This is a genomic window from Phreatobacter cathodiphilus, assembly GCF_003008515.1.
Lineage (GTDB): Bacteria > Pseudomonadota > Alphaproteobacteria > Rhizobiales > Phreatobacteraceae > Phreatobacter > Phreatobacter cathodiphilus.
The window spans coordinates 2,639,462-2,666,396 of sequence record NZ_CP027668.1 but is presented as its reverse complement, the minus strand read 5'-3'; the positions used below and the strand labels follow the sequence as shown (position 1 = coordinate 2,666,396).

The 26,935-nt window shown below is 67.2% G+C and carries 23 protein-coding genes; 18 read left to right on the top strand and 5 right to left on the bottom strand.

The window, feature by feature from the left end; genetic code table 11:
* Window positions 1-6: 6 nt before the first annotated feature.
* The gene (locus C6569_RS22220; RefSeq protein WP_245898093.1) at window positions 7-348 is read right to left on the bottom strand and encodes a TRAP transporter large permease subunit; all 342 of its coding nucleotides are present in this window, start codon (window positions 346-348) and stop codon (window positions 7-9) included.
* 118 nt (window positions 349-466) lie between these two features.
* Between C6569_RS22220 and C6569_RS22415 the strand changes: the two genes are divergently transcribed.
* Window positions 467-601: a hypothetical protein gene (locus C6569_RS22415; protein ID WP_281260355.1), complete on the top strand. Its 135-nt coding sequence runs from the start codon at window positions 467-469 to the stop codon at window positions 599-601.
* Window positions 602-613: 12 nt separating this feature from the next.
* Here the strand turns inward: C6569_RS22415 and C6569_RS12910 are convergent, their stop codons facing one another.
* From C6569_RS12910 to C6569_RS12900, 3 genes are all read right to left on the bottom strand, one after another.
* Window positions 614-2,101 (bottom strand): GGDEF domain-containing protein, encoded by a 1,488-nt coding sequence (locus C6569_RS12910; protein ID WP_106749235.1) that lies wholly within the window; start codon window positions 2,099-2,101, stop codon window positions 614-616.
* A 136-nt stretch (window positions 2,102-2,237) separates the two neighbouring features.
* Window positions 2,238-2,492, bottom strand: a complete 255-nt coding sequence (locus tag C6569_RS12905) for a hypothetical protein (RefSeq protein WP_106749234.1) — start codon at window positions 2,490-2,492, stop codon at window positions 2,238-2,240.
* A 72-nt stretch (window positions 2,493-2,564) separates the two neighbouring features.
* Window positions 2,565-4,271 carry a methyl-accepting chemotaxis protein gene (locus C6569_RS12900; RefSeq protein ID WP_146144798.1) on the bottom strand — a complete coding sequence of 569 codons (1,707 nt, stop codon included), beginning with the start codon at window positions 4,269-4,271 and terminating at the stop codon, window positions 2,565-2,567.
* Between the two features lie 606 nt (window positions 4,272-4,877).
* On the opposite strand from C6569_RS12900, the gene C6569_RS12895 reads away from it, so the two are divergent.
* The 10 genes from C6569_RS12895 to C6569_RS12850 all read left to right on the top strand — a co-directional run bounded on the left by C6569_RS12895 (window position 4,878) and on the right by C6569_RS12850 (window position 19,061).
* On the top strand, window positions 4,878-5,927 hold the full coding sequence (locus C6569_RS12895) for a helix-turn-helix domain-containing protein (RefSeq protein WP_181313742.1): 1,050 nt from the start codon (window positions 4,878-4,880) through the stop codon (window positions 5,925-5,927).
* Between the two features lie 663 nt (window positions 5,928-6,590).
* A complete protein-coding gene (locus tag C6569_RS12890) occupies window positions 6,591-7,385 on the top strand; it encodes a response regulator (RefSeq protein WP_106749231.1) in 795 nt (264 codons plus the stop codon).
* Window positions 7,369-8,745, top strand: a complete 1,377-nt coding sequence (locus tag C6569_RS12885; RefSeq protein ID WP_106749230.1) for an ATP-binding protein — start codon at window positions 7,369-7,371, stop codon at window positions 8,743-8,745. Before C6569_RS12890 ends, C6569_RS12885 begins: the two co-directional genes overlap by 17 nt.
* Before the next feature lie 57 nt (window positions 8,746-8,802).
* Window positions 8,803-10,488, top strand: coding sequence for an efflux RND transporter periplasmic adaptor subunit (locus C6569_RS12880; RefSeq protein WP_106749229.1), 1,686 nt, complete (start codon window positions 8,803-8,805; stop codon window positions 10,486-10,488).
* A 9-nt stretch (window positions 10,489-10,497) separates the two neighbouring features.
* Window positions 10,498-13,635: an efflux RND transporter permease subunit gene (locus C6569_RS12875; RefSeq protein ID WP_106749228.1), complete on the top strand. Its 3,138-nt coding sequence runs from the start codon at window positions 10,498-10,500 to the stop codon at window positions 13,633-13,635.
* Between the two features lie 26 nt (window positions 13,636-13,661).
* Window positions 13,662-14,033 carry a hypothetical protein gene (locus C6569_RS12870; protein ID WP_181313741.1) on the top strand — a complete coding sequence of 124 codons (372 nt, stop codon included), beginning with the start codon at window positions 13,662-13,664 and terminating at the stop codon, window positions 14,031-14,033.
* A 41-nt stretch (window positions 14,034-14,074) separates the two neighbouring features.
* A complete protein-coding gene (copM, locus tag C6569_RS12865) occupies window positions 14,075-14,536 on the top strand; it encodes a CopM family metallochaperone (protein ID WP_245898092.1) in 462 nt (153 codons plus the stop codon).
* Between the two features lie 450 nt (window positions 14,537-14,986).
* Window positions 14,987-16,129, top strand: a complete 1,143-nt coding sequence (locus C6569_RS12860) for an acyl-CoA dehydrogenase family protein (protein WP_106749226.1) — start codon at window positions 14,987-14,989, stop codon at window positions 16,127-16,129.
* Window positions 16,130-16,175: 46 nt separating this feature from the next.
* Window positions 16,176-17,777 carry an AMP-binding protein gene (locus C6569_RS12855; protein WP_106749225.1) on the top strand — a complete coding sequence of 534 codons (1,602 nt, stop codon included), beginning with the start codon at window positions 16,176-16,178 and terminating at the stop codon, window positions 17,775-17,777.
* A gap of 48 nt (window positions 17,778-17,825) precedes the next feature.
* Complete coding sequence (locus tag C6569_RS12850) at window positions 17,826-19,061, top strand: ABC transporter substrate-binding protein (RefSeq protein WP_106749224.1); 1,236 nt, start codon at window positions 17,826-17,828, stop codon at window positions 19,059-19,061.
* 13 nt (window positions 19,062-19,074) lie between these two features.
* Here C6569_RS12850 and C6569_RS12845 read toward each other — a convergent pair whose 3' ends face one another.
* Window positions 19,075-19,563: a MarR family winged helix-turn-helix transcriptional regulator gene (locus tag C6569_RS12845; protein ID WP_215905748.1), complete on the bottom strand. Its 489-nt coding sequence runs from the start codon at window positions 19,561-19,563 to the stop codon at window positions 19,075-19,077.
* A gap of 121 nt (window positions 19,564-19,684) precedes the next feature.
* On the opposite strand from C6569_RS12845, the gene C6569_RS12840 reads away from it, so the two are divergent.
* From C6569_RS12840 to dctP, 7 genes are all read left to right on the top strand, one after another.
* On the top strand, window positions 19,685-20,452 hold the full coding sequence (locus C6569_RS12840; protein WP_106749223.1) for a glucose 1-dehydrogenase: 768 nt from the start codon (window positions 19,685-19,687) through the stop codon (window positions 20,450-20,452).
* Between the two features lie 30 nt (window positions 20,453-20,482).
* Window positions 20,483-21,280, top strand: a complete 798-nt coding sequence (badI, locus tag C6569_RS12835; protein WP_106749222.1) for a 2-ketocyclohexanecarboxyl-CoA hydrolase — start codon at window positions 20,483-20,485, stop codon at window positions 21,278-21,280.
* A 328-nt stretch (window positions 21,281-21,608) separates the two neighbouring features.
* Window positions 21,609-22,301 carry a GntR family transcriptional regulator gene (locus C6569_RS12830; RefSeq protein ID WP_106749221.1) on the top strand — a complete coding sequence of 231 codons (693 nt, stop codon included), beginning with the start codon at window positions 21,609-21,611 and terminating at the stop codon, window positions 22,299-22,301.
* Window positions 22,298-22,963 (top strand): GntR family transcriptional regulator, encoded by a 666-nt coding sequence (locus C6569_RS12825; RefSeq protein WP_106749220.1) that lies wholly within the window; start codon window positions 22,298-22,300, stop codon window positions 22,961-22,963. Before C6569_RS12830 ends, C6569_RS12825 begins: the two co-directional genes overlap by 4 nt.
* Before the next feature lie 82 nt (window positions 22,964-23,045).
* Window positions 23,046-23,891 (top strand): shikimate dehydrogenase family protein, encoded by an 846-nt coding sequence (locus tag C6569_RS12820; RefSeq protein ID WP_106749219.1) that lies wholly within the window; start codon window positions 23,046-23,048, stop codon window positions 23,889-23,891.
* A complete protein-coding gene (locus C6569_RS12815) occupies window positions 23,891-25,792 on the top strand; it encodes a bifunctional sugar phosphate isomerase/epimerase/4-hydroxyphenylpyruvate dioxygenase family protein (protein ID WP_106749218.1) in 1,902 nt (633 codons plus the stop codon). Before C6569_RS12820 ends, C6569_RS12815 begins: the two co-directional genes overlap by 1 nt.
* 111 nt (window positions 25,793-25,903) lie before the next feature.
* On the top strand, window positions 25,904-26,893 hold the full coding sequence (gene dctP / locus C6569_RS12810; RefSeq protein ID WP_106751028.1) for a TRAP transporter substrate-binding protein DctP: 990 nt from the start codon (window positions 25,904-25,906) through the stop codon (window positions 26,891-26,893).
* Window positions 26,894-26,935 lie beyond the last annotated feature (42 nt).

Below are 26,935 nucleotides of genomic sequence, written 5' to 3'. Positions count from 1 at the left end.
GTCCCGCTAGCGCATCAGCTTGGGCAACCAGAGGATCAGCGGCGGCCAGGCCATGGCGATCACCAAGGGAATGAGCTGGATCATCATGAACGGCGTCACGCCCCGGTAGATGGTGCCGATGGTGACGTGGGGCGGGCAGATGCCCTTGAGGTAGTAGAGCGACGCCCCGAAGGGCGGCGAGATGAAGGATGTCTGCAGGTTCACCGCCACGAGAATGCCGAACCAGATCAGCGTCTCCTCGCGTGACAGCCCCATGCCGAAATCGAGGTCGGCGACGATGGGCGCGACGAGCACGATCAGGATGAAGGTGATCTCCACCCACTCCAGCACGAAGCCGGCCGGATGCAACCGGCTGCGGTCCGGCGGGTCGCTCCGTTCCGTCGGCCAAGCTCTATCTCCGGAGCTCCACAAACAGAAGCGGCTTCGGCCGCGACCCCGGGACGATGCCGGCTCCCGGCGGGTGGCGGTGGGCGGCCGGTTCGAACTCGGCTGGGCGGGGCAGGAGAGCCCGTCCTTCCACCAGGGCCGCGCCGGCATCGGCTACGCAGTGCTGCGCGTCGCCGGGCATGAGGATCTGCCCGACGTCCTCGGCTTCGCCTGAGGGGTCTGCGGTTCAGCCGGCCGCTCGCCGTTCCGGTGTCCGGCGGTCCCCTGCGATCCGGGCGATGCGCGACTCCAGACGCCGGGCATCGGTGACGGCGTCATAGGTCTCGGCACGGCCGCGACCACCCTCCTTCGCCCAGTAGAGCGCCTTGTCGGCGCTGGCGAGAGCTTCCGCCAGGGTCTCTCCGTCGGCGGGGCAGAGCGCGCCGCCGATGCTGGCGCTCAGGTCGATGCGCCTGTCCGACCAGGTCATGGGCCGGGCCAACTCGGCCGCGAGCCGCGTGCAGAAGGCGGCGAGAGCGCGTTTGTCGGCCATGGGACCGGTGATGAGCGCGAATTCGTCACCCCCGAGCCGCGCGGCGAGCCGGCAGTCGGAGCCGAGCGCCGACAGCCGGTCCGCGGTCGTGGCGATGGCGGCATCCCCGGCGGCATGGCCGAGCGTGTCGTTGATGGTCTTGAAATGGTCGAGGTCGAGCAGCACCACCCCGAACATCTCGCCCGGCGTGCCGCGCGCTTCCGCGAAAGCGGCCTCGAAGCTCCGCCGGTTCGGCAGGCCGGTGAGCGCATCGGTCATGGCGGCGTGCCGTGCCGTCGCCTCCAGGCCGAGGAGCCGACGCAGAAGACGGCGCAGGCCGCCATAGGCCGAGGCCGAGACGAGGAGGAGGAGAAGGACGGAGATCACCAGCACCGGCAGGAAGGCTTCGAGGACGCGAGCGCCCGGCCGGTCCGGTATCCAGCTCATTGCGCCCACGGGCCTGCCGTCGCGGTCGTTGAGCGCCAGCCGGGCGGTGCCCGGTTCAGGTACCGCGCCGTCGGCGGCGACCTCCAGGGCGGGAAGGGACGCCAGACGCGCGAGGCTCTGGGTGGTTGCCGCGTCGAAGGGCGTCACATGGACCAGAACCGGAACGGGAAGCTCCATCTCGGTGCGGGCGAGCGCGGGGGCGATGGCGATCGCCGTCACGAGCGCCGGCGCCTGCCCGAGCCGGACGAGGTAGTGGCTGTAATGTCCCCGATGCAGGTCGCCTTGCGCCTGGGTTTTCAGGTCCCGATCGAGATCGGCCTGCAACCGGAGCAGCAGGGGCTGCACCGCCGCCAGCATGTCCTCCGCCACGTCGGACATTCCGGCCCTGCCGTTGCCCTTGGCCGCCATCACCCGGCCGTCCCGGCCGAGGAGAAAGCCCATCTCCCGGGCATCGAGGACCGTGGCCGGCCAGAAATGGTCCTCGATCCAGCGGAGATCGGGGGCGCCGGACACGGCGTGGTACAATTGCTGAAGGTTGGCGATGACCAAATGCTCGGCGGCGGTGGTCTCGCCGAGCAGCACGATGGCGCTGGTCAGCCGGCCCGCCTCGCGCTGGTAGGAGCGCTCGTCCACGGCTTCGACGATGCGCCAGACGTCATGGGTGAACAGACCGATGGCCACCGCGACCACGGCGGTCATCGCGAGCCTGAGCTTGGCGACGGCCGAGAGCCGTTGCGCGGGAAGCGAGCTCGTCATGACGATGCGGCCTCTGAAGAAGGGACTTAGGCCGCCAACAATCCACGAGCGGAATTAAGGGAGGATCAATGAGGTTGGTCGCGACGCAAGTCAGGGGTCGGCCTGCGCGCCGCCTCCCTGCACCGGGCTCGCGCGGTCAAGGCATGTCGCTCGAGACCACGAACACGACGATGTCGATACATCGCGCCAGCGCCTCGATCACCTCGCAGAGCGCCGTGCCGACCTGCACGGTCAGCCCCCCGGCCCGCGTGTTCTGCACGATGAAGTCGCGATGATCCAGCAACTGATGCCGCAGCCTCAGCAACTGGTCGACCGATATGTCGAGGCCGGCATCGGGGAGGGACGGCGCGGGAGACCGTAGCGGCGGGAAGGGAATGATGGCGGCGGCCATGGCTGCTGTCCTGATCGGGAGGCGACGAGGGGCCTGCGGCGCCGGAGGTTCCGGCGCCGCCATGGTCGGATGTCACGCCGCCCGGACGGTCGCCAGGAAGCGTTGCAGCTCGGTGGAGAGCCTCGCCGAGTTCTGCGACAGCTCGGAGGCCGACGTCAGGACCTGGGACGCCGCGGCGCCGGTGCTGGAGGCCGCCTGGCTGACGCCCTCGATGTTGGACGAGACCTCGCTGGTCCCGGCCGAGGCCTGCTGCACGTTGCGGGCGATCTCGCTGGTGGCCGAGGTCTGTTCCTCGATGGCCCCGGCGATGGACGTGGAGATGCTGTTCATCTCGCGGATGGTCGCGCCGATCGCCGTGATCGCATCCACCGCGGTGGTCGAGGCGAGCTGGATCTGGGCGATCTGTGCGCCGATCTGGGCGGTCGCCTTGCTCGTCTGTTCGGCGAGCAGCTTGACCTCGGAGGCGACGACCGCGAAGCCGCGGCCCGCCTCGCCGGCGCGGGCCGCCTCGATGGTGGCGTTCAGCGCCAGGAGGTTGGTCTGGCCGGCAATCTCGTTGATGAGGTTGACGATCTCGCCGATGGCCTGGGTCGATTTCGCCAGTTCCGCCATCTTGGTGGAGGTCTCGCCGGCCTCGACGACGGCCTGGCCGGCGATCTGGGTCGACTTGGCCACCTGCGAGGCGATCTCCCGCACCGAGACCGACATCTCCTCCGCCGAGGCCGCGACGGTCTGGACGTTGGCCGAGGTCTGTTCCGAGGCCGTGGCGACGGCCGAGGACTGGATGGAGGTCTCCTCGGCGGCCGAGGTGAGGGTCTGCGCGGCCGCCTCCAGTTCGGTCGCGGCGGAGGACACGGCCGCGACGATCCCGCCGACGGCCTGGTCGAACTGGTCGGCGAGCTGGTTCATCGTGGCGCGCTTCTCGTCGGCGGCGCGGGCGGCGGCGGCGGCCTGCTCGGCCTCGAGCCGCAGCTTCTCCTCGCCGTTCTGCTTGAAGACCACGGCGGCGCGGGCGACGTCGCCGACCTCGTCCTTGCGCTCGGTGCCGGCGATGTCGACGGCAAACTTGCCCGAGGCGAGGGTCTGCAGGGTCTCGACGATGGCCCGGATGGGCCGGGCGATGCCGAACTGGCCGATGAAGAAGCCGAGACCGAGGCCCAGGGTGATGCCGATGGCGGCGATCGCCACCATCAGCGTGGAGCTGCGCTGATACTCGGCGGTGGCGGATTGCGAGACCTTGCTGACGTGGCTGTCGAGTGCCTCCGCAAGTGTCCGCACCGTTCCACGCAGACGGGCCACGACGTTGCGGCTGCTCTCCACCGATTCCCGCACGAGGCGCATCTCGGCCGACATGTCGAAGCTGCGCACCCGCGAGGCCTTCTCGAAAGTATCACGCAATTCACGCTCGTAGTCGGCGAAGGCGGCGTCGATTTCGGCCAGTTTCGGGCGCATTTCAGCGGGCAAGCTGCGCTCGATGCGCGCCCGACGTTCGCGATAGGCCTTCATCTCTTCCTCGACGGCCGCACGGGCCGCGCGCACGTTGTCGGCGCGGGCATCGGCGGAGATGTCGACCTCCGCGCGGTTCATGGCGAGGACGTTGGCGTTCATGCGCGCCGCGAGCAGGGCGTTGTCGGCGGCCGATTCCATCACGTCGGTCGCGTCGTTGAGGGAACCCAGCGACCGCGCGCCGACGAAGGCGATGGCGGCGGAGACGATGGAGAGGATCGCAATGACCGACAGGATCTTCGTCAGGATGCGTAGATTGCTCAAGAATGTCACGGTGGCCCCCAAGCGCTCGTGTCTGATCTCGTCCACGGACCCGAAGGGCGGGCCCGGCAGCTGACCTCCAGCGGCGCGGGCAGTGGAGCGGGGGGCGCGTTAACCAGCCATTTACCATGCGGCTCGCGCATAGCTGCGAGCTGACCATTTTTGCTGCACCAGGCTACCCCCGTTTCAAGTTGTGGATTCCGGCGGCGAACGACATTCCGCCGTGCGCGGAGCCGTGCGCGGAGCCGGGCACAGAGACGGCGAGGAGAAGGCAAATCGTCATACAGTCCATTCTTGCGCCGCCATCGGCCGGGAGACACGAACGTCCCCGGGAACGTAGGGGAATATCCAGATCAAGATTTGCGATATCTGAGGGCATCGCTCATGATTCAGGCGCCTTCCGCCGCACGCCTTGGCGCGAGCATGGCGCGACGAGAATGTGACTGAACGATCACTTTTGTCGTAACGTCAGTATTGTCACGGCGTTAGCACGGGTGCGGCGCGTGGAAATGAATGAATCCACGGCAATGTCGCGCAAGCCCGCGCGTAGGCACGGGTATCCCCCGAGCAGGAATTCGAGCACCCTCGATGGTAGGTGGACACGCCCGCGGCAAGGTGATGTCTGCCGCCCGTCCGGCGTCGTCGACATCCTCAGCTATGGCTTCAGCAGTACAGATTCCCAAGAATATCTCGTCACGAGACCTGTTATCGAAGGTCGAGTCGATCGGTCGTTTCGGAATTTGGGTCTATGACGTTGCGTCGGGCCAAGCGCATTGTTCGTCCGGCGTCCATCACATCCTTGGGGCGGCGCCGCTGAACCGGCCCTTTCACCCCTCCTCGATCACCCGGATGGCTCATCCCCGCGATGCCGGGTCCGCGGTCGACGTCTTTTCGCTATCGCTGCGCGGTACGCCTTCGCAGCAGACCTTCCGCATCGTGCGCGCCGACAGGACCGTCCGCTGGATCCACACGCTGGCCGAGCCCGTGCTCGGCGACAACGGCCTGGTGGCGAGTGTCGTCGGCATCGTCACCGACGTGACGGCGCAGGAGGAGGCGGCGCGGCTGCTCGCCCTCAACGAGCGGCGGCGGCACGGCCTGTTCGATCACCTGGCCATGAGGACGTGGAGCGTGGATGCGACCGGCCGACCCATCGACGGCGCGCCCTTGGCCGGCCCGGCGCCCGGCCGCCGTTCATCGCCGGAGGAACCGCGTCCCGACGCGTCTTTCGAGGACGCCCTCCTGCTCGACAAGGTGCGCGGCGCCATCGCCCAAGGGCGCCCCTTTTCCCTCTGCCACCTGGTGCTCGACGAACGTCACCGCCGGCGCATGCCGCTTCTCCTCGGCGGCGCTCCCATCCTCGACGACGAGGGGCAGGTCCTCGAATGGCACGGCTTCACCTTGCGCATGAAGGCGGGCGGCATGCCGCAGGTGAACATCCGGCACATCGAGCCCCAGCACGTGCGGGCAGCACGCGCATTGATGAAATGGTCGGTGCAGGAACTGGCCCGCCGCGCCGGCGTCTCCGTCTCCACGGTGCAGCGGCTCGAATCGGACACGAGTTCCCGACCCAGCGACCCGCTGGTGACCCGGATCATCGAGGCCCTGCGCGAGGGCGGCGCGACCCTGTGCTATGGCCCTTCGGGCAATATCTGCCTGCTGGACGGTTAGCGCGCCGCACAAACGGAAAACCCGCCGGATTGCTCCGGCGGGTTTTCCGTCTGTGACGCTGCCGCCAGTATCCATCCAGCTTGACGTTCGTTGTGGCCCCTCTCGCGGTTTGCAGGCAAACGGCTGCCGGGCAAGGGATGCGATGCTCCACAACGTCGCGCTGAAGGACCTTCTGGGAAAGAGGTGGTGACGCTTGGCTAGCCGAGCGGAGAGCCGTCGCGAACGGCGTTCGTGTAAAGCCACTTGGCTCTGCCACATGACGATGAGGTGCAAAACGACGCGCGACCTGGTTGCCGCAGCGCTCGCAGCAATGAGGAATCGTCTTCAGCAAAGACTGATGTCATCAGGATCCGCCGGCCCCGTGCAGGCCGCCGGCGGACCAAGTTGCCGTGCTGAACCCATATGGCCGGCTACGCGTTGATGTGCCATGACAATTCGAGGCCCCAAGACGGCGCGGTCCGACCCTGATCCCGGTCTCGTTTGCGAGTTCGCACTGACGCCATCCATCCCTCGTCAGAGAACGGTGGACTGAAGCAGCGTCACGCCTCAAGAGCGGACATTGAGCGCCGCCCGCGGAGCGGGCATCCAACGTCCTTCAGGAGGTGATTGGTTCTTGGCGCGGTTGCACCGGTGAGGGGACCTGACCTGCAATCGTCCGTTACAATGCCGCGACGACCCGATACATGGGTCAGGTTAGACCTAAAGACCCGATCGAAGGACTTGCCGTTCTTGGAAACACCCGCCAGACCGGACGCCGACTTTGCGTCGCTCCTCGTCGTGGATGACGACGGGGAGATCCTGTCGCTCGTGGCGAAATTCCTTCGGAGCAACGGTTTTCGCGTTCACACGGCGCGCAACGGCGTCGAGATGACGGAGATGCTTGGCCGCACCTCGATCGACCTCATCGTCCTCGACCTGATGCTTCCCGGGACCGGCGGCCTCGACCTCTGCCGCAACCTGCGCCGCACCTCCTCGATCCCGGTGGTGATGCTGACGGCCAAGGGCGACGACATCGACCGCATCATCGGGCTGGAGGTCGGCGCCGACGACTACCTGCCGAAGCCGTTCAATCCCCGGGAACTCCTGGCGCGCATCAATGCGGTCCTTCGCCGGTCACGCAGCGCCAGCCCATCCGCGGATCGGACCGGTCGCGGCTTTGCCTTCGACGGCTGGAGGCTCGACACGCTGAAGCGCGAACTGACCAATCCGGCGGGCGTGGTCGTCGATCTGTCGACCGGCGAATATGACCTGTTGTTGGCCTTCCTGGAGGCCCCGCAGCGGGTGCTGTCGCGGGACTTCCTTCTCGACGCCGCCCGCAACCGCACCGCCGAGGCCTTCGACCGCACCATCGACGTGCAGGTCAGCCGGCTTCGTCGCAAGATCGGCGGACCGGCGGATCTCATCAAGACCGTGCGCGGCGCCGGCTACATGTTCACTGCCGATGTCTCGCGCTTCTGAGCCCGGGCCGCCGTCTCGGCTCGCCAACGTGATGGCGCGCTTCGACAGCCTGACGGCGCGAACCGTGCTGGTCGTCCTGCTCGGCATCGGCATTGTGCATCTCGTCAGCCTCTGGACCTACCAGATCAGCCTCGACCGCGAGGCGGCGCTGTCCAGCGATGCGCGGCTGGCCGACCGCCTGCTCGCCATCAAGCGGGCCGTCATGCGGGTGCCGCCGGGGGAACGCGAGGCAGTCGCCCACGACCTCTCCGGCGGGTCCGTGGATGCGCACTGGAGCCGGACGGAGCATGCGGTGGCTGGCGGCGCCGACGCAGCCCGATGGGACAGCCTCGGCCGGCGGCTCCGCGAGATCCTGCCCGAACTTGCGGAGGACGGGCTCGTCATCGGCGCGAACCGCCGCGGCGCCGACGATCCCCATCTGGCGATGATCTCCATACGGTTGCCCGACCAGAGCTGGGTCAATGTCGGTCTGGTGGCGCCGCCGGTGCATGCCTCGGGCTCCCATGGCACCCTCCTCTCGACGTCGCTCATGGCGCTCGGCGCCCTCCTCGTCTCGGTCCTGCTCGTCGGGTGGCTGACGCGGCCTCTGTCGCTTTTTGCGGAAGCCGCGAAAGGCTTCTACCGCAACCGCTCCGTCACACCCCTGCCGGAGACCGGCCCGCGGGAGGTGCGCGACCTCGCCGCCGCCTTCAACGACATGCAGCGACGCATCGCCTCCCTGATCGAGGACCGCACCCAGGCCCTGGCCGCCGTGTCGCACGACCTCAAGACGCCGATCACCCGGCTGCGCTTCCGCATCGAGGACCTGGACGATCCCGGCGCCCGGAAGGCGATCGCGGCCGACCTCGATGACATGGAGCGGATGATCGACCAGACGCTGGCCTTCCTGCGCGGCGAGCGGGCGGACGAGGAGGTCCGCAGCGTCGATCTCGTGGCGATCCTGCAGACGATCACCGACGACATGACGGATCGCGGCCGCCATATCGGCCTCGGCGGGCTGTCGTCGGCGGTGATCGCCGGCCGGCACCTGGCGCTGAAGCGCGCCTTCGGCAATCTCGTCGAGAACGCCGTCAAATATGCCGGAGAGGTCGACGTGACGGTGGAGCGGGAGGCAGACCGCTTCGTGGTGACGATCAACGACGACGGCCCCGGCATCGCGCTGGCCGACGTGGACAGGGCCATGTCGCCCTTCGTGCGGCTCGAACCCTCGCGCAACCAGTCGACCGGCGGATTCGGCCTGGGCCTGCCGATCGCCAAGGCGATCATCGAGGGACATGGCGGCACGATTGCCCTCGGACAACGCCCCGCGGGTGGCCTCGCGGTCACCGTCTCTCTTCCCGAGGGCGGCCCGGTGCCCTGATACAAACTGTAACGGTCGCGCAATGCGAGGTGACGGCCGCGCCGCTAGTCGGGAGTCATGAGACTCCACGCATCACCTGGCCTCTGGCTTCTTCTGCTGACCCTCGCCATCGGCGGCGACGCCCTGCCGGCCCGTGCGCATGAGGGCCACGATCACGGTGCGCCGCCGCCGCCCGTTTCCGCCACCATTGCGCCACGCGCCGACGCCTCGTCAGAGGACTTCGAGATGGTCCTCGTCGCCCGCGACGGCCGGTTGCAGATCTATCTCGACACCTTCCGCGGAAACGAGCCGGTGGCCGACGCCGCAATCGAGGTCGACGGACCGGACGGCACCGTCAAGGCAGAGCCGGACGGAGCCGGCGGCTATGGGCTGCCCGCGCCCTGGCTCGCCCGCCCCGGCGACTACGCCCTCGCCATCACCGTGCAGGCGAGGGGACTGGTGGACGTCCTTACCGCCTCGCTGACCATCCCCGCGCCGCCCGCCGAGACGCCGGCGGCGGACCGGCGCTGGGGGGGCCTCATCGACAGCGCCCTGGCGGCAGACCTGCGCAACCGGCTGGCGGACGGCGGAATGACGATCTACGGCGCTCTGGTGGCGGCCTTCGCGGCCGGCTTCCTCGCCGCCCTGCTCGTGCGCCGCCGCTCGCGCGTCGCCGTGGTCGCCCTGGTCGCGGCGTTGGCCGCCCCGCACGACAGTCACGCCGCCTCTCCGACGGCCGCGCCACCTGGATCGGCGGCGGCCGCGGCGCCCCGCGACATCGCCCAGCGATTCCCGGACGGAGCGCTCTTCGTGCCGAAACCGACCCAACGAATTCTGGCCATCCGCACGCTCTTCACCGAGGAGCGCACCTATCCGCGCAGCGTCCAGATGCCCGGCCGCGTCATTCCCGACCCAAACCGTGCCGGCTATGTGCAGGCCTCCGTCGCAGGCCGGCTCATCCCGCCCCCCGGCGGTTTCCCGCGGCTCGGGGCGCGTGTTGCCGCTGGCGACGTCCTCGCCCTCGTCCAGCCGGCGATCAATTCCGCCGACGCCACCACCCAGCAGCAGCAGGCGCGCGAGCTGGACCAGCAGATCACACTGGTCGAACGTCGCCTCGAGCGGCTGCGGCAGATCCAGTCGGTGGTCGCCCGCGCCCAGATCGAGGATGCGGAGCTGGAACTGGCGGGTCTGCGCCTGCGCCGCGCCAATCTCGACCGCGCCCCGCGCGAGCCGGAGAAGCTCGCGGCACCGGTGAGCGGCGTCGTCGCGTCGGTCCAGGCCATTGCCGGACAGATCGCCGATCCCGGGACAGCCATCTACCTGATCATCGATCCCGATGCCCTGTGGGTGGAGGCGCTCAGCTACGAGGTGCACGCCCTCGCCACCGAGGCGTCGGGGCGGATGGCGAACGGCGGCACGCTCACGCTTCACCATCGCGGCAGCGGCCTTGCCGACCGCAACCAGGCGGTGCCGGTCCAGTTCAGCATCGAGAGCGGATCGGGCGCGCTTCGCCCCGGCCAGTTGCTGACCGTCCTGGCCCGGTCCACCGAGGAACGCCGCGGCATCGCGCTTCCCCGCACCGCCGTCGTGCGCGGCGCCAATGGCCAGTCCATCGTCTACGAGCACTCCAACGCCGAGCGCTTCGTGCCGCGGGAGATCCGCGTCGCGCCGCTCGACGGCGAGCGTGTCCTCGCGATCTCGGGCATCGAGCCGGGCCGGCGCATCGTCGTGCAGGGTGCCGAGCTCCTGAACCAGATCCGCTAGGGCGCCGCCATGTTCAACGCCCTCGTCACCCAGTCCCTGCGGAACCGGCTCTTCGTGCTGGCGGCTGCCGCCATCCTCATCGCCTTCGGGACGATGACGGCGATGCGCCTGCCCGTCGACGTCTTCCCTGACCTCAACCGCCCGACCGTGACCATGATGACCGAGGCGGAGGGACTGGCGCCGCCGGAGGTGGAGCAACTCGTCACCTATCCGATCGAGACGCAGATGAACGGCCTGCCGGGTGTCTCCCGGGTGCGCTCCACCTCGGGCATCGGCCTGTCCATCGTCTATGTCGAGTTCGACTGGGGCACCGACATCTTCCGCAACCGCCAGCAGATCGCCGAGCGGCTGTCGCTGATCCAGCCGCAACTGCCGACGGGGGTCGCGCCGCAGATGGGCCCGATCAACTCCATCATGGGCCAGATCATGCTGGTCGCCGTGACCGGGCCGGAGACGGTCTCCCGCATGGACCTGAGGGAGCTCGCCGACTTCACCATCCGGCCGCGGCTGCTAGCCATCCCGGGCGTCGCCCAGGTGATCCCCATCGGCGGCGAGGTCCGCCAGTTCCGCGTCTCGCCGAACTCCGCCGCGATGCGGGCGTCGGGCGTCAGCTTCGAGCAGGTGGAGCGCGCCCTTTCGCAGTTCGGCACCAACACCGGCGGCGGCTTCACCGACCAGTACAGCCGCGAGTTCCTCATCCGCAACGTCGGCCGCAGCCGCAGCCTCGACGACCTTCGCAGCGTCGTGGTCGCAAGCGTCGCCGGCCAGCCGGTACTGCTGGGGCAGGTGGCCGAGGTGGGCTATGCCGCGCGGGTGAAGCGGGGCGAGGCGGGCTATCAGGGGCGGCCGGCCGTCATCGTCTCCATCGAGAAGCAACCGGGCGTAGACACGATCCGGCTTACGGCGACCATCGAGCAGGCGCTGCGCGACATCGCCGCGACACTGCCGGGCGGCATCCGCGCCGATCAGGTCCTGTTCCGGCAGGCCACCTTCATCCAGACCTCCATCGACAATGTCATGAAGGTGCTGGTCGAGGCCATCGCCGTGGTCGCGATCATCCTCTTCGTCTTCCTCCTCAACGTGAGGACGACGGTCATCTCGCTCACCGCGATCCCCGTTTCCATCCTGATGACCGCCATCGTCTTCCAGGTCATGGGGATGTCGATCAACACGATGACGCTGGGAGGCCTCGCCATCGCGATCGGCGAACTGGTCGATGATGCGGTGGTGGACGTGGAGAACATCCTCAGGCGGCTGCGCGAGAACCGCGAGGCGGGCAATCCCCGCTCGGCCTTCGCCGTGGTCGTCGCGGCGAGCCAGGAGGTCCGCTCGGGGATCGTCTACGCGACGATGATCATCGTCCTCGTCTTCGTGCCGCTCTTCGCCCTGTCGGGCATCGAGGGCCGTCTCTTCGCGCCGCTCGGCCAGGCCTACATCATCTCCATCCTGTCGAGCCTCGTCGTCGCCGTCACGCTGACCCCGGTCATGGCCTACTATCTCCTGCCCCGCATGCGGCGGCTGGACGAGCGCGAAAGCTGGCTGATCCGCAAGCTCAAGGCCGGCAACCGCATCCTCCTCGACGGGGCCTTCCGCCGCCCCCGGCTTCTGATGAGCGTCACGCTCGCGGGCGTCGTGGCGGCCGGGGCGCTTGCCGCCCAGCTGCCGCGCGCGTTCCTGCCGCCCTTCAACGAGGGCACCCTCACCATCAACATGCTGTTCAATCCGGGAATTTCGCTGGCCGAGAGCCACCGGGTCGGGCTGATCGCCGAGCGGCTGATCCTCGATGTGCCGGAGGTGGAGCGCGTCGGCCGGCGCACCGGCCGGGCCGAACTCGACGAACACGCCGAGGGCGTCCATTCCTCGGAGATCGAGGTGGCGCTGAAGCCGGGCCGCCCGAAGGACACCATCATCGCCGACATCCGCTCCCGGCTCGCCGTGCTGCCGGTGGCGACCAATATCGGCCAGCCCATCTCCCACCGCCTGGATCACATGCTCTCGGGCGTGCGGGCACAGATCGCGCTGAAGATCTTCGGCGAGGATCTCGACACTCTGCGCTCTCTCGCGGAGGACATGCGGCAGAAGCTCGCGGCCATTCCCGGCATCGTCGACCTCCAGGTCGAGCGCCAGGTCCGGGTGCCGCAGCTCGAGGTCATCGTCGACTATCGCCGCGCCGCGCTCTACGGCATCCAGCCGGCCGCCGTGACCGAACAGCTCGAGCGGCTGTCGAATGGTCGCGTCGTCTCGCGCATCATCGACGGCAATCGCCGCTTCGACGTGGTGCTTCGCCTCGACGACGTCCAGCGTACCACCCAGGGTCTCGCCGACCTCCTGATCCAGACGCCCGCCGGCTGGGTTCCGGTTCGCCAGTTCGCCGATATCGTCGAGACCGACGGCCCCAACCAGATCCTGCGGGAGAACGGCCGTCGCCGCGTGGTCGTTCTCGCCAATGCAGAGGGCAGCGCCGACATGGCCGCCGTCGTCGCCAGGGTCCGCGAGGTCATGGCCGCAACGACCCTGCCGCCCGGCTTCTTCGCCAGCCTCGAGGGCACCTTCCAGGCGCAGGAAGAGTCGATGCGGACCATCGGCCTCCTGTCGATCGTCTCCCTCGCCATGATCTTCGCCATCCTCTTCGCCCGCTACCGGTCAGTGATCTTCGTCGCCATCATCATGACCAGCGTGCCGCTCGCCCTCATCGGCTCGGTGGTGGCGCTGTGGATCGCCGGCCAACCGCTGTCGGTCGCCTCGATGATCGGCTTCATCACCCTCACCGGCATCGCCGCCCGCAACGGCATCCTGAAGATCAGCCACATGATCAACCTGGCGATCCAGGAGAACATGCCCTTCGGGCGCGACCTCGTCGTCCGCGGCAGCCTTGAGCGCCTGACGCCTGTGCTGATGACGGCCCTCTCGGCCGGAGTGGCGCTCATCCCGCTGATGATCGATCCGACCGCCCCCGGCAAGGAAGTGCTCCATCCGGTCGCAGTCACGATTTTCGGCGGCCTCGTCAGCGCCACCCTGCTCGACACCCTTCTCACGCCGACCCTGTTCCTGCGCTACGGCCGTGCTTCCCTCGAGCGCCTCGTCGCCGAGTCCCGCCTCGCGAGCGCCGAGCAACTGCCGCAGGACCGCACGGCCGAATCGTTCTGAACCATCGTCAGCAAGGAGCTATCGCCATGTACCGTCTGCTCGCCGTCGCCCTCGCCGCTCTCCTCCTGTCCACCAGCGCGCAGGCCCATGCTCCCCAGGCCGGCCCCAACGGTGGCAAGGTCATCCATGCGGGCGCGAACTACCATGTCGAACTCGTCGCCTCGGGAACGACCGAGGTTGTGCTGCACCTCACCGACATGAACGACAAGCCCATCGCCGCCGACGGGTACCGTGCGACGGCGATCCTCGTCGTCAACGGCCAAACCATCCGGTTCCCGATGCAGCCGGGCGGCGGATCTCGCCTCGTCGGCACGGCTCCGGTCGCCGTTCCCGCTGGCGTCCGTGGCGCGGTGCAGATCACCACGCCGCAGGGCGCGACCGTACAGGCACGCTATTGACCGCTCCCCACCATCTGCATCCGACGAGAAGGAACCTTGTCATGACGTCGCGTATTGTATTGCCCGCTCTGGCCGGCTCCCTGCTGCTCGCCGCCGCAACCATGGCGATGGCCCAGCAGCATGGCCACGGACACCATGGCCAGGGCCATCACGGCCAGGCATCGCCTGCCCCGCAGGGAGGCGCCGGCGCTCCAGCAGCCCCCCATCAGCACGGCGGGGCGGCGAGCGCTCCCGCCACCGGCGAGCATCCGTCAGTCGCGGCGTACCGGGCGGCCAACGACCGCATGCACCGCGACATGGACATTCGCTTCTCGGGCAATGCCGACGTCGATTTCGTCCGCGGCATGATCCCCCATCACCAGGGCGCCATCGACATGGCCAAGGTCGTCCTCGAACACGGCAGGGACGAGCAGGTCCGCAAGTGGGCGACGGATGTCATCCGCGAGCAGGAGCGCGAGATCGCCGAGATGCGGGCATGGCTGGCGAGGAACGGCCAGCAGTAACGACACGGCGCCACCGTCCGCCTTCGTGCTCGGTGACATGCTTCCGCCGAGCCGAATCCGTTTCAAGGGAGTGCTTTCCGGTGCGCTGGTTCCCCAGGCGCCGCGCTCCCTCGATCGGAAGGCAGACGCCGCATCGTCGGCCGCATGCGCCGAAGTGACCCCGCGCACAGTTCGGGATTGCCCCATCGTCCCCGGCATTGGAGCCTTGCGCCAAGACCGCGGCCGCGCTCCCCATCACCCGGCCGCTGCACAGCCAGAGGTGTTCGCGACGGCGCCTTGACCTTCCCACTATGGGAAGGATGCGACGGACGCCTTTTGCCGACAGGGCGGCACCTCAGGACGTCCCCGAATAGGAAGGCGACTGGAAATATAGCAATGCATTGACATTTATCGGCCTCGGGGTATCGTCCCCCCGTTGCGCTGTTTCCAACCCCCGGCAGGCCCGCTCGCATGATCCTCGATGAAGAGCAGAGCCAGATCCGGGACGTGGCGCGGCGGTTCGCCCGCGAACGGCTGTTGCCGGCCTACCAGCAGCGCGAGACAGACGCCTGCGTGGAACGCGAAGTGATTGAGGAGATGGGCGCGCTCGGCCTGATCGCGCCGGAGCTTCCCGAGCATCTTGGAGGCCTCGGTCTACCCAGCGTCACCAGCGGCCTCATTGCCGAGGAGATCGGCTATGGCGACATCAATGTGGCCTATGTCCAGATTCTCGGCTCGCTGAATGGCGCGATCATCGCTCAGCATGCGTCCCCGTCGCTCGCGTCGGAATGGGTCTCACGAATCGTCTCCGGTCGGTCCATCGTCTGCATTGGGCTGACCGAACCCCGGGGCGGCTCTGACGCGGCCAACCTCGCACTGTCAGCGCGCCGCGATGGCGACCATTATGTCCTCAAGGGTGAGAAATCGTCGATCAGCATGGCCGACCAGGCCGACGCCATCGTGCTGTTCGCACGCACGGGCAAGCCCTCCGACGGCGCCCGCGGCGTGAGCGCCTTCCTCGTGCCCATGGATACCCCCGGCGTGTCGACCTCGCGCTTCACCGATCTCGGATCGAAGGCGATCGGTCGCTCCTCCGTCTTCTTCGACGATGTGCGCATCCCCGTGTCGCACCGTCTCGCCGACGAGGAATCAGGCTTCATCCAGGTCATGCAGGGCTTCGATTTCAGCCGCGCCCTCATCGGTCTTCAATGTGTCGGCGCGGCCCAGGCCTCGCTCGACGAGAGCTGGGCCTATGTCCAGCAGCGGGAGGCCTTTGGCGCTCCACTTGCGAAGAACCAGGGCATCACGTTCCCTCTGGCCGAGGGCGAGGGTCACATCGCCGCCATTCGCCAATTGTGCCTGCACACGCTGGCGCTGCGCGACGCCAGCCAGCCTCATACGTCGGAGGCGGCCATGTGCAAGTGGCTCGCCCCGAAGACGGCGGTCGACGTCATTCATCAGTGCCTCCTGACCCACGGCCATTACGGCTGGTCCCTCGACCTGCCCCATCAGCAGCGGATGCGGGACGTCATGGGGCTCGAGATCGGAGATGGCACTGCGCAGATCATGAAACTCATCGTGTCCCGGGAGAAATTGCGGGCCGCACACAGCTGACCGACGACGGGCCGCCCAAGAGCCCGCGTCAATCGGAGGAAACACCATGTTGGTGACGAATGACGTGCTCGCCCGCCGGCGCAGCGCGGCGGGATCCTTCTGGCCCAATCGGACACTGCTCGACCATCTCGCGCACGCTGTCGCCGCGACGCCTGACAAGGTCGCGGTCGTGGCGACCCGCAGCGAGACCGGCGCGGCCCGCCGCATCAGCTATCGCGATCTCGACCTTATGTCGGGAGCCGTGGCGGGCGCCCTGGCAGCCCGCGGCGTCGGGCGTGGCGATGTCGTGTCGTTCCAGCTGCCGAACTGGTGGGAGTTCACTGTCCTTCACCTCGCCTGTCTGAAGCTGGGCGCTGTCTCCAACCCGCTGATGGTCATTTTCCGAGAGCGCGAACTCACCTTCATGCTGGGGCTTGCCCGTTCGAAGGTCCTGGTCGTGCCCGCCTCGTTCCGGGGCTTCGACTATCCCGCCATGGTGGCGGGCATCCGCTCGGACCTGCCCGGCCTCGCGCATGTCTTCGTGGCGGGAGCTAGCGGACCAGACGCCTTCGACCAGCTTCTTGGCGGCGCGCCGCAGCCGCCTGCGGCCCTGCCCCCCGATGACGTCATCCAGCTGCTCTACACCTCCGGCACGACCGGGGAGCCCAAGGGCGTGATGCATACGTCCAACACCATGCTCTCCAACCTCGGCCCCTTCGCCAAACGGCTTGGGCTGTCGGCCGATGCCATCATCCACATGCCTTCGCCGATGGCGCACCAGCTCGGCTTCATGTACGGCCTCGTCCTCCCCGTCATGCTGGGTGCGACGGCCGTCCTCCAGGACATTTTCGTGGCCGAGGAGATGGCGCGGCAGATCATCGGCGAGCACGCCACCTTCACGATGGGCGCCACGCCCTTTCTCAACGACCTTACCGAACATGTCGCAGCCTCCGGCATAGGCACGCCGAGCCTGAGGATCTTCGTATCGGCCGGCGCACCGATCCCGCGGGCGCTCGTCACCAAGGCCCGGGCGACCCTGGGTGCTGCCATCGTGTCTGCCTGGGGCATGTCGGAGAACGGAGCGGTCACCACCACCCGGCCCGAGGATCCCGAGGAAAAGACGACGATGACCGACGGCGTTGCGCTGCCCGGCATGGAGGTGCGCGTGCTCGATGCCTCCGGCGCCGTCGCGCCCGCTGGCGAGGAGGGACAACTGCAGGTGCGCGGCTGCTCCAATTTCATCGGCTATCTGAGGCGTCCCGAGCTCGACCCGAAGGACACCGACGGCTGGTTCGACACCGGCGATCTCGCCCGCATGGACGAGGCCGGCTACATCCGCATCGCCGGGCGCTCCAAGGACATCATCATCCGCGGCGGCGAGAACATTCCGGTCGTCGAGGTCGAGGGTCTCCTGTTCAAGCACCCGGCCGTCGCGGCGGTTGCCATCGTCGGCTACCCGGACGAACGGCTCGGCGAACGCGCCTGCGCCTTCGTGGTGCCGCGCGATGGGCAATCGTTCAGCTTCGAGGCTATGGCGGCCTATCTCGCCGAGCAGCGGATGGCGAAGCAGTACATCCCTGAGCGGCTTGAGATCGTCAGCGAACTCCCGCGCACGCCCAGCGGCAAGATCCAGAAATTCAAGCTTCGCGAGACCGTGCGCAAGGCCTGATCGCGGCTCGGCAGCACCGACCAACCACAACAATCGAGGGAGGACAGCATGATCAATCGACGGAAACTGATCGCCGGCGGCCTCGGGGCTGCGGCCCTGGCACCGATGAAACTGCGCGCCCAGACCGACCGGACGATCCGGATCGGCGTGATTACCGACATGTCGGGCGTCTATAAGGATCTGTCAGGACCGACATCGGTCGCCTGCACGCGGCAGGCGGTGGAGGAGTTCACCGGCGCGAACCCGGATATCAAGGTCGAGGTCCTCGTCGCCGATCACCAGAACAAGGCCGATGTCGGCCTGTCGCTGATCCGGCAGTGGTTCGACCAGGCCGGCGTCGATATCATCACCAATGTCGGCAACACCTCGATCGCCCTCGGGTCGCGCAGCGTCATCGAGGAAAAGGACAAAGTATCCCTCGTCACGGTGGCCGGAAGCTCGGACCTTACCGGCAAGAGCTGCAGTGCCAACATGGTTCATTGGAGCTGGGACTCCTGGTGCCTTGCGCACTCGACGTCGACTTCTCTGGTGCGCAACGGTGGCGACAAATGGTTCTTCATCACGGCTGATTACGCCTTCGGCCACGCGGCGCAGGCGGACGGGACGCGCTTCGTCGAAGCGGCCGGCGGCAGCGTCGTCGGTTCTGTCCGATATCCTTTCGGCACGACGAATGATTTCTCGTCGTTCCTGCTGCGCGCCCAATCGAGCGGGGCCAATGTCATCGCCTTCGCCAATGCCGGCGCGGAGCTGATCGCCTGCCTGAAACAGGCGCAGGAGTTCGGCATCGGCCAGGATGGCAAGCAGCGCCTGGCGTCGATGATCTGCTTCATCACCGACATCCAGGGCATGGGGCTGCCGGTGGCCAAGGGACTGGCCCTCACCGAGACGTTCTATTGGGACCTCAACGATCGCACCCGTGCCTTCACCAACCGGGTGCGTCCGAAGCTTGCGGCCGGTGCCATTCCGAACATGAGCCAGGCGGGGGACTATTCGGGAGTGCTGCACTATCTCAAGGCGGTGAAGGCGCTGGGCGTTGATCGCGCCAAGGCCTCGGGGAGGGCGGTCGTTGCGCAGATGAAGGCAATGCCGACCGACGACGACTGCTTCGGTACCGGCAGCATCCGCATGGATGGCCGCAAGATCCACCCGGCCTATCTGTTTACGGTCAAGGCTCCCGCGGAGAGCCGCGGTCCCGGCGACGTCTACAAACTGGTCTCGCAACTGCCGGCCGAACAGGCATTCCGTCCGCTCACCGAAGGCGGATGTGCGCTGGTCCGGGCCTGATGGCTTTCGCTGCTCAGGCCCCTTCGGCCTGGGCAGCATCCTCCTCGACGCCAAGCGCGGCGAGCCCGTCCTTGAGGCGGTCGAGCAGGCGGTAGAGCGCCAGCTGCTCTTCCGGTGACAATCCCGCCAGCGATGCCTCGTAGAACTCGCCGATGGCGACCAGCATCTCGTCCCATATGGCGACGCCCTTGGCGGTGAGGCGGCTTCGCCGGCTCCGGCCATCGGCCGCATCCTTCACCTTCTCGATCCAGCCCCGCGACTCCAGCCTGTCGAGCACAGCCGACAGGTTCTGACGGCTGAGCATCAGGAAGCCGATCAACTCCTTCACGCTCATGCCCTCGTTGCGCACGCGCGGCCGCGCCAGCGCACCCATGACCGCCCATTGCTGTGTCGTGCTGCCGAAGCTCGCCACCGCCTTGGTGCCGTTCTTATGCATCAGGTTAGAGCTCTGATAGAGCCGAAAAAACAGGCGGTTGGCGACATCGAAACGGAGGATGTCCACGGTATGGGCGGCGTCAGTCTTGAGTTTCAAATTCAGCCTCCCGACCGATATAGCAATGTATTGCTATTTCTAGTCGACACGGTATGGTCGATCCATTCTCGACGCAATCGGAACCTGCGCCATGACGGATTTCAAGGGTAGGACGGCGATCGTCACCGGCGGTGGCGGCGGCATTGGCTCGGCGACCTGCCGGAGACTGGCCGCGCGTGGCGCGGCGGTCGCCGTCTTCGATCGTGACGAGGCGGCGGCACGGGCGGTTGCCGACGCGATCGTTGCCTCCGGCGGCACGGCGCACGCCTTTGTCTGCGACATCACCGACCGGCCCGGCGTCGACGCGGCCGTTTCGGAGACCGAGGCAAGTCTCGGCCCCATCTCGATCCTGGTCAACAATGCCGGCTTCGACATCTTCAAGCCGTTTCTCCAGACAAGCCCTGCGGAATGGGAACGGCTCATCGCCGTCAATCTGACCGGCGCGCTCCACATGCACCATGCCGTACTCCCTGGCATGGCCGACCGCAAACACGGTCGCATCGTCAACATCGCCTCGGACGCGGCCCGTGTCGGCTCGACCGGGGAGGCGGTCTATGCGGCCTGCAAGGCGGCACTGCTCGGCCTGACCAAGACGCTCGCCCGCGAGCATGCCCGCGACGGCATCACCCTCAATGTCGTCTGCCCCGGCCCGACCGACACCAATCTTTTCGAAGAATTCCGCAAGGGCGCGTCAAATCCGGAGAAGCTGATGGAGGCTTTCCGGCGCTCCATTCCTCTCGGACGCATCGGCAAACCCGATGATCTGCCGGGTGCCATCTGCTTCTTCGCCAGCGACGACGCCGCCTATGTCACGGGACAGGTCCTGTCCGTGTCCGGTGGCCTGTCGATGGCTGGTTAAAAACACAGCCACAGAACCGGAGGTCAAGAGATGTCCGCTGAGCCCGCAGCCTACACCGACATTCTCTACACGGAGCGGCCCGATGGCGTGGCCTTCATCACCATCAACCGACCCGATCGCTACAACGCCTTTCGCGGCCGGACGGTCGAGGAGCTCATCGACGCCTTCCAGCGGGCAGGCTGGAATCGCGACGTCGGCGTGATCGTCCTGTCGGGGGCAGGGGACAAGGCGTTCTGCACCGGCGGCGACCAGGGCGCCCATGACGGCCAGTATGACGGCCGCGGCACGATCGGTTTGCCGATCGAAGAGCTCCAAGCGCTGATCCGCGATGTGCCGAAGCCCGTGATCGCGCGCGTGCAAGGTTTCGCCATCGGTGGCGGTAATGTCCTCGCGACCCTTTGCGACCTGACGATTGCATCGGAGCGTGCCCAGTTCGGGCAGGTCGGGCCGAAGGTGGGATCCGTGGATCCGGGATTCGGCACCGCCTATCTGGCGCGCGTCGTTGGTGAGAAGAAGGCCCGCGAGATCTGGTACCTGTGTCGCCGCTACACGGCCGACGAGGCCGAGCGCATGGGCCTCGCCAACTGCGTCGTCCCCCATGACGAACTCGACGCCGAAGTCGACCGCTGGTGTGCTGAGATCATGGAAAAGAGCCCGACGGCCCTGTCGATCGCCAAGCGGTCCTTCAACGCCGACAGCGAGAACATCCGCGGAATCGGTTCGCTCGGCATGCAGGCCCTGAGCCTCTATTACGACACGGACGAGTCGAAAGAGGGCGGCAAGGCCTTCCGGGAGAAACGAAAGCCTGACTTCCGGCGGAGAGGCTGAGTCGGCACAGCTCTGTCTGTGGCTGCGCCAACGTCCTCTTCGCGTTTCCAATGCGGGCATTGCTTGGGGACCGGGCTCTCGCAGGTGGTTGTTCAAGCGCCCGGCCCTATGGCTCCAAGAGTCTCTGCCAAGGTCGGTGGAGATGAAGCGCAGCAGCGGGGTGGCGGTTCGGTAACACCGCGCCGATCGGAAGGGCAGTGGGAACACCGTCGTCTGACCGGTCGCAAGGGCCCGCTGGGGTCATGTGGGGCCGGCCGCGACCGGGTCAGTTGCAAGATGCTGCTGCGCCAGCTTTTCTGACGGGCCAGGATCGGCCCGGTCAGACAACATGTTAATCGCTTCTCTCGACGTACAGCTCTCCGTTGCCGACACCGCCTATCGGCAGATCCGTGAGGATGTTCTGTTTGGCCGCCTGAAGCCTGGCCAGCGTCTGAAGCTCGACCGCCTGCGCGCCGAGTACGGCACGAGCGTCTCCACCCTCAGGGAAATCCTCAACCGGCTGGCATCCGAGGGCCTCGTCGTCGCCGAGGGACAGAAGGGCTTTGAGGTCGCGCCCGTGTCGGTTGCGGACCTCAAGGAGGTCGCGGAGATGCGGCTCTTCCTCGAGCACCATGCCCTCGAACTGTCCTTTGCGAAGGGTGACCTTGAATGGGAGGGCCGGGTGGTCGCCGCCCACCACAAGCTGGCCCGAATCGAGCAGTGCCTGCTCACCGGAGAGAATGCCGATCCCGCCGAGTGGAAGCGCTACGACTGGGAGTTTCACCACAGTCTGGTGTCTGCTTGCGGATCGGCGGAACTCCTCGATATCCATGCGGGGGTCTACGACAAATACCTTCGCTACCAGATGGTCGTCGGCATCTTCCGCGGCGATGTCGCCGCGCGTGAGCATGCAGACCTTCTCGCGGCGGCGTTGGCGCGTCGGACCGGCGAGGCCAAAGCGATCCTGGCCACCCACATCCGCGCCTGCGTCGATGCCATCGAGGCGCGCGAGGTGCTCCCCCCGGCGCGGGTCGCAGCATGAGCCCTGATCTCTTCACCTCGGCCGGCGAAAGCGCCTACAAGCGCATCCGCACCGACATCATCACGGGACGCCTCGCACCGGGGCGACGGCTGCGGCTTGACGCGCTCCGACACGACTATGGCGCCAGCATCAGCACGCTGCGAGAGACGTTGAACCGCCTCGTCTCCGAGAAGCTTGTCGTCGCCGAGGGACAACGCGGTTTCGAGGTCGGCCCGATCTCGGCCGCCAATCTCCGCGAGATCGCCGCGCTCCGGCAGTTGCTCGAATGCCATGCCCTGCGCCAGTCCTTCGCCCAGGGCGATCTAGAATGGGAAGCGCGGGTCATCGCGGCCCATCACAAGCTGGCCCAGATGGAAGCACGGATGGCCAGCGGCGACCGCACCGATACAGATCTGTGGAAGCGCTACGACTGGCAGTTTCACCAGGCGCTCGTCTCGGCCTGCGGCTCGCAAGTGCTGATGCACGCCCACGCGGCCATTTTCGAGCGCTACCTGCGCTACCAAATGATCGCCCTGAGCTATCGCGGCGCCATCGCCGCCGCAGAGCATCTGGCGATGAAGGATGCGGCCCTGCGCCGGGATGCGGATGAGGGGTGCGCGCTCCTCGAACGGCACATAGCGGGGGGCGTCGACCATGCCTTGGCGACAGGGGTGATTTCCTGAGTCTATGATGTTTTCTTGAATCTCATATGAAATCGGCTATGACTGATGGCCTCGATGCTCCCACGAGGGCGGGGCGACCCCCATGCATGTCAAGCTCGGCCTGATCGGCGACAAGATCCAGACCTCGCGGTCTCCCGACCTTCATCGCCTCGCAGGCCGCCTTTGCGGCCTCGATGTCAGCTACGACCTGCTCATTCCCCCGGCCCGCGCCGAGACCTTCGATTCCGTCCTCGATCATTGCCGCACGGGCGGCTATCGCGGCATCAACGTCACCTTTCCCTACAAGGAGCGCGTGCTGTCGCAACTGGTCGCGCCGGGGCCGGAGCTTGTGGCGCTCGGCGCCTGCAACACCGTCGTCTTCGATGCCGATGGTCCTCGCGGCGCCAACACCGACTGCACCGGCTTTGGCTCCGCCTTTCGCCACCGCTTCGGCGAGGCCTCGCCCGGCGTCGTTGCCATGGCGGGAGCCGGCGGCGTCGGCAAGGCCATCGCCTTCGCCCTGGTCACGCTGGGGGCGAGCGAGGTCAGGCTCTGCGACGCCGATCGCGGCAAGGCCGAGGCGCTCGCCGCAACCCTCGCGCCGCGTGCCGAGGGTACCCGCATCGTTCTCTGCGACGACATGACAGAGGCAGCCGAGGGGGTCGACGGCATTGTCAATGCCACGCCCCTCGGCATGGCAGGCGTCGGCGGCAACGCCATTCCGGATGCGGCACTTGAGGGAGTCGGTTGGGCCTTCGATGCGGTCTACACACCCGAATGGACCGAGTTCCTCAGCCGGGCGCGCGAGGCCTGCCTCGACATTCTCAGCGGGTACGAGCTCTTCCTGTTCCAGGGCATCGACGCCTTCCGCATCTTCACGGGGCACGAGGTCGATGCGGAAGCCTTGCGCCGCGAACTCGCAGGCGCGGCGCTGAGGGAGGCGTCCTGATGCTCACCTCCATCGCGACGGTATCGGTCAGCGGCACGCTTCCGGAGAAGATCGCTGCAATCGCCGCTGCCGGCTTCGACGGGCTCGAGCTCTTCGAGCAGGACCTGCTCGTCACCGACGAGACGCCGGCGACGGTCCGGCGCATGATCGAGGATCATGGCCTCGCCCTGACCCTCTACCAGCCGTTCCGGGATTTCGAGACGCTGCCAGAGCCCTATCGGGCGGCCGTCTTCGATAGGGCCGAGCACAAGTTCGACCTCATGCAGCAACTGGGCGCCGACCTCATGCTGGTCTGCTCCAGCGTCTCTCCGCAGGCTCTCGGCGGCATCGAGCGTGCGGCGGCGGATTTTCGCGAACTCGGCGAGCGGGCCGCGCGGCGGGGCCTCAGGGTGGGCTATGAGGCGCTGTGCTGGGGCCGCCACGTCAGTGACCATCGCGACGCCTGGGAGATCGTCCGCCGGACCGACCACCCGGCCATCGGCCTCGTCCTCGACAGCTTCCACTCGCTGGCGAAGGGGATCGATTCCGAAACGATCCGCTCCATCCCCGGCGACCGCATCTTCATCGTTCAGCTCGCCGATGCGCCGCTCATCCACATGGACCTGCTGCACTGGAGCCGCCACCTGCGCAACATGCCGGGCGAGGGCGACCTGCCGGTCAAGGATTTCGTCAAGGCGATCTATGCGACGGGCTATCAGGGCTACCTCTCGCTCGAGATCTTCAACGACCAGTTTCGCGGCGGATCGGCGCGCGTCGTCGCCAAGGACGGCCACCGCTCGCTCATCCACCTGATGGACCAGGTCTCGCGAGAGAGCCCGACAGGCCGGACCCCGGCGCGTGTCCTGCCCGACCGGTCCGTCGTGCATGGCGTCGAGTTTGTCGAGTTTGCCGCCGACGAACGCCGCGCGGACGCACTCGCGTCGACCTTGCACACTCTTGGTTTCCGCCGGACCGGGCGGCATCGCTCCAAATCCGTCGATCTGTTCCGCCAGGGCCAGATCAACCTGGTGGTGAACACCGAACAGGCCGGGCAGGCGCGCTCCGCTTTTCTCGCCCATGGCACGGCCGCCTATGCCATCGGGCTGCAGGTGGACGATGCACAGGCGACGCTGGCACGGGCCGTGGCACTGGGCGCCGAGCCTTTCGACCAGGACCCGAACCCCGGCGACATCCGCCTGCCGGGCATCCGCGGCATCGGCGGGAGTGTCATCTATTTCATCGATCGCTCGCCCGATCTCGTCCGGCTGTGGGAGCACGAGTTCGTCAACGTCGCCGACGGTGCCGTCTCCATCGATGCGGGGCTCGAGCGCATCGACCATGTCGCCCAGACCATGTTCGTCGACGAGTTGCTGACGTCGCTGCTGTTCTACACCTCGCTCTTCGACGTCCGGAAACTTCCGATGGTCGACGTCGTCGATCCCGGCGGTCTCGTTCGCAGCCAGGTCATCGAGAACGCGCGGGGCGGGCTGCGCCTGACGCTCAACGGCGCGGAGAACCGGCGGACGCTCGCAGGGCATTTCGTCAGCGAGCTCTTCGGCGCCGGCATCCAGCACATCGCATTTTCCACCGGCGATATCAGGCGTACGGCGCAGGCACTCGCCGCCAACGGCTTTGAACCCCTTCGGGTCTCGCCCAACTACTACGCCGATCTCGCCGCGCGTTTTGGCCTGCCGGCGGTCGAGCTCGAGGCGCTGCAGGCGGCGGGCATCCTCTATGACCGCGACCCCGGCGGAGAGTTCTTCCAGCTCTACGGCCGCACCGGCGGTGATGGCTTCTTCTTCGAGGTGGTCGAGCGCCGGGGCTATGCGGGCTACGGCGCCTTCAATGCGCCGTTCCGAATCTCTGCGCAAAAGCGGCATCTGGCGCCGACGACCCTGCCCCGGCTGCTGGCTCGGGAATGACCATATGAGAATTCACGAATCATCCGATGAAACGGGGACTGTCTGTTGCGTCGGGATGAGGATCGGGCGATAATGTCGAAGACGAGCCCCGAAAAGAGGGCCAAGGGAGGAATGATGATGAGCATCGATCGTCGACTGTTCATGGCGGGCGCCGCGGCTGCCGGCCTCGCCGGCTCCGCCACGGGCGCCATGGCCCAGGCCAAGCCAAACCTGCGCTTCTCCGCGGTGTTCTCAGAGCAGGACATCCGAGCCGACATGGTCAAGCGCTTCGCCGAGGCCATCAAGAACGACTTCACGCTGCAGCCCTACTACGGCGGGACGCTGTTCCGGCAGGGAACCGAACTGGTCGCCATGCAGCGCAACAATCTGGAGATGGGCAACATCGCGCCGCAGGACATCTCCAACCAGATCCCGGCCTGGTCGATCGTCACTTCGGCCTACCTCTTCAAGGATGCCGATCATCTGAAGCGCGTCTTCGCCAGCGACGTCGGCCGCGACCTCAAGAAAATGGCCGAGGAGAAGCTGAACATCCGCATCCTCGGGCCGACCTATTTCGGCGCCCGGCAGGTAGGCCTGAAGCCGAAGACCCGGATCACCACGCCGGCCGATATGGCCGGCATCAAGCTGCGCATGCCCGGCGGCGACGCCTGGCAGTTCCTCGGACGCTCGCTCGGCGCCAACCCGACGCCGATGGCTTATGGCGAGGTCTATACGGGCCTCCAGTCCGGCGCCGTTGACGGGCAGGACAACCCGCTGCCCAACGTGCAGAACATGAAGTTCTACGAGGTGATGTCGCAGATCGTGCTGACCTCGCACCTCGTCGGTTTCGACCTTTTGTGCATCACCAATCGCGCCTGGAACGCCATGAACGCCCAGCAGCAGGCGGCCTTCCAGCGCGCCGCCGACGCCGCCATCGACTGGAGCACGGCGGAACACGTCAAGCGGGAAGGCGAGCTCGTCGACTTCTTCAAGAAACAGGGCCTCGACGTCTACACGCCCAACCTCGCCGCCTTCCGCGAGCATGCGCAGAAGATGTACCTTGCCTCGGATCTGGCAAAGTCCTGGGTGCCGGGCATGCTGGAGAAGATCAACGCACTCTGACGCGGCCTGCCGCGGAAACTTCCCTCAACCGCGCTGCGCGGG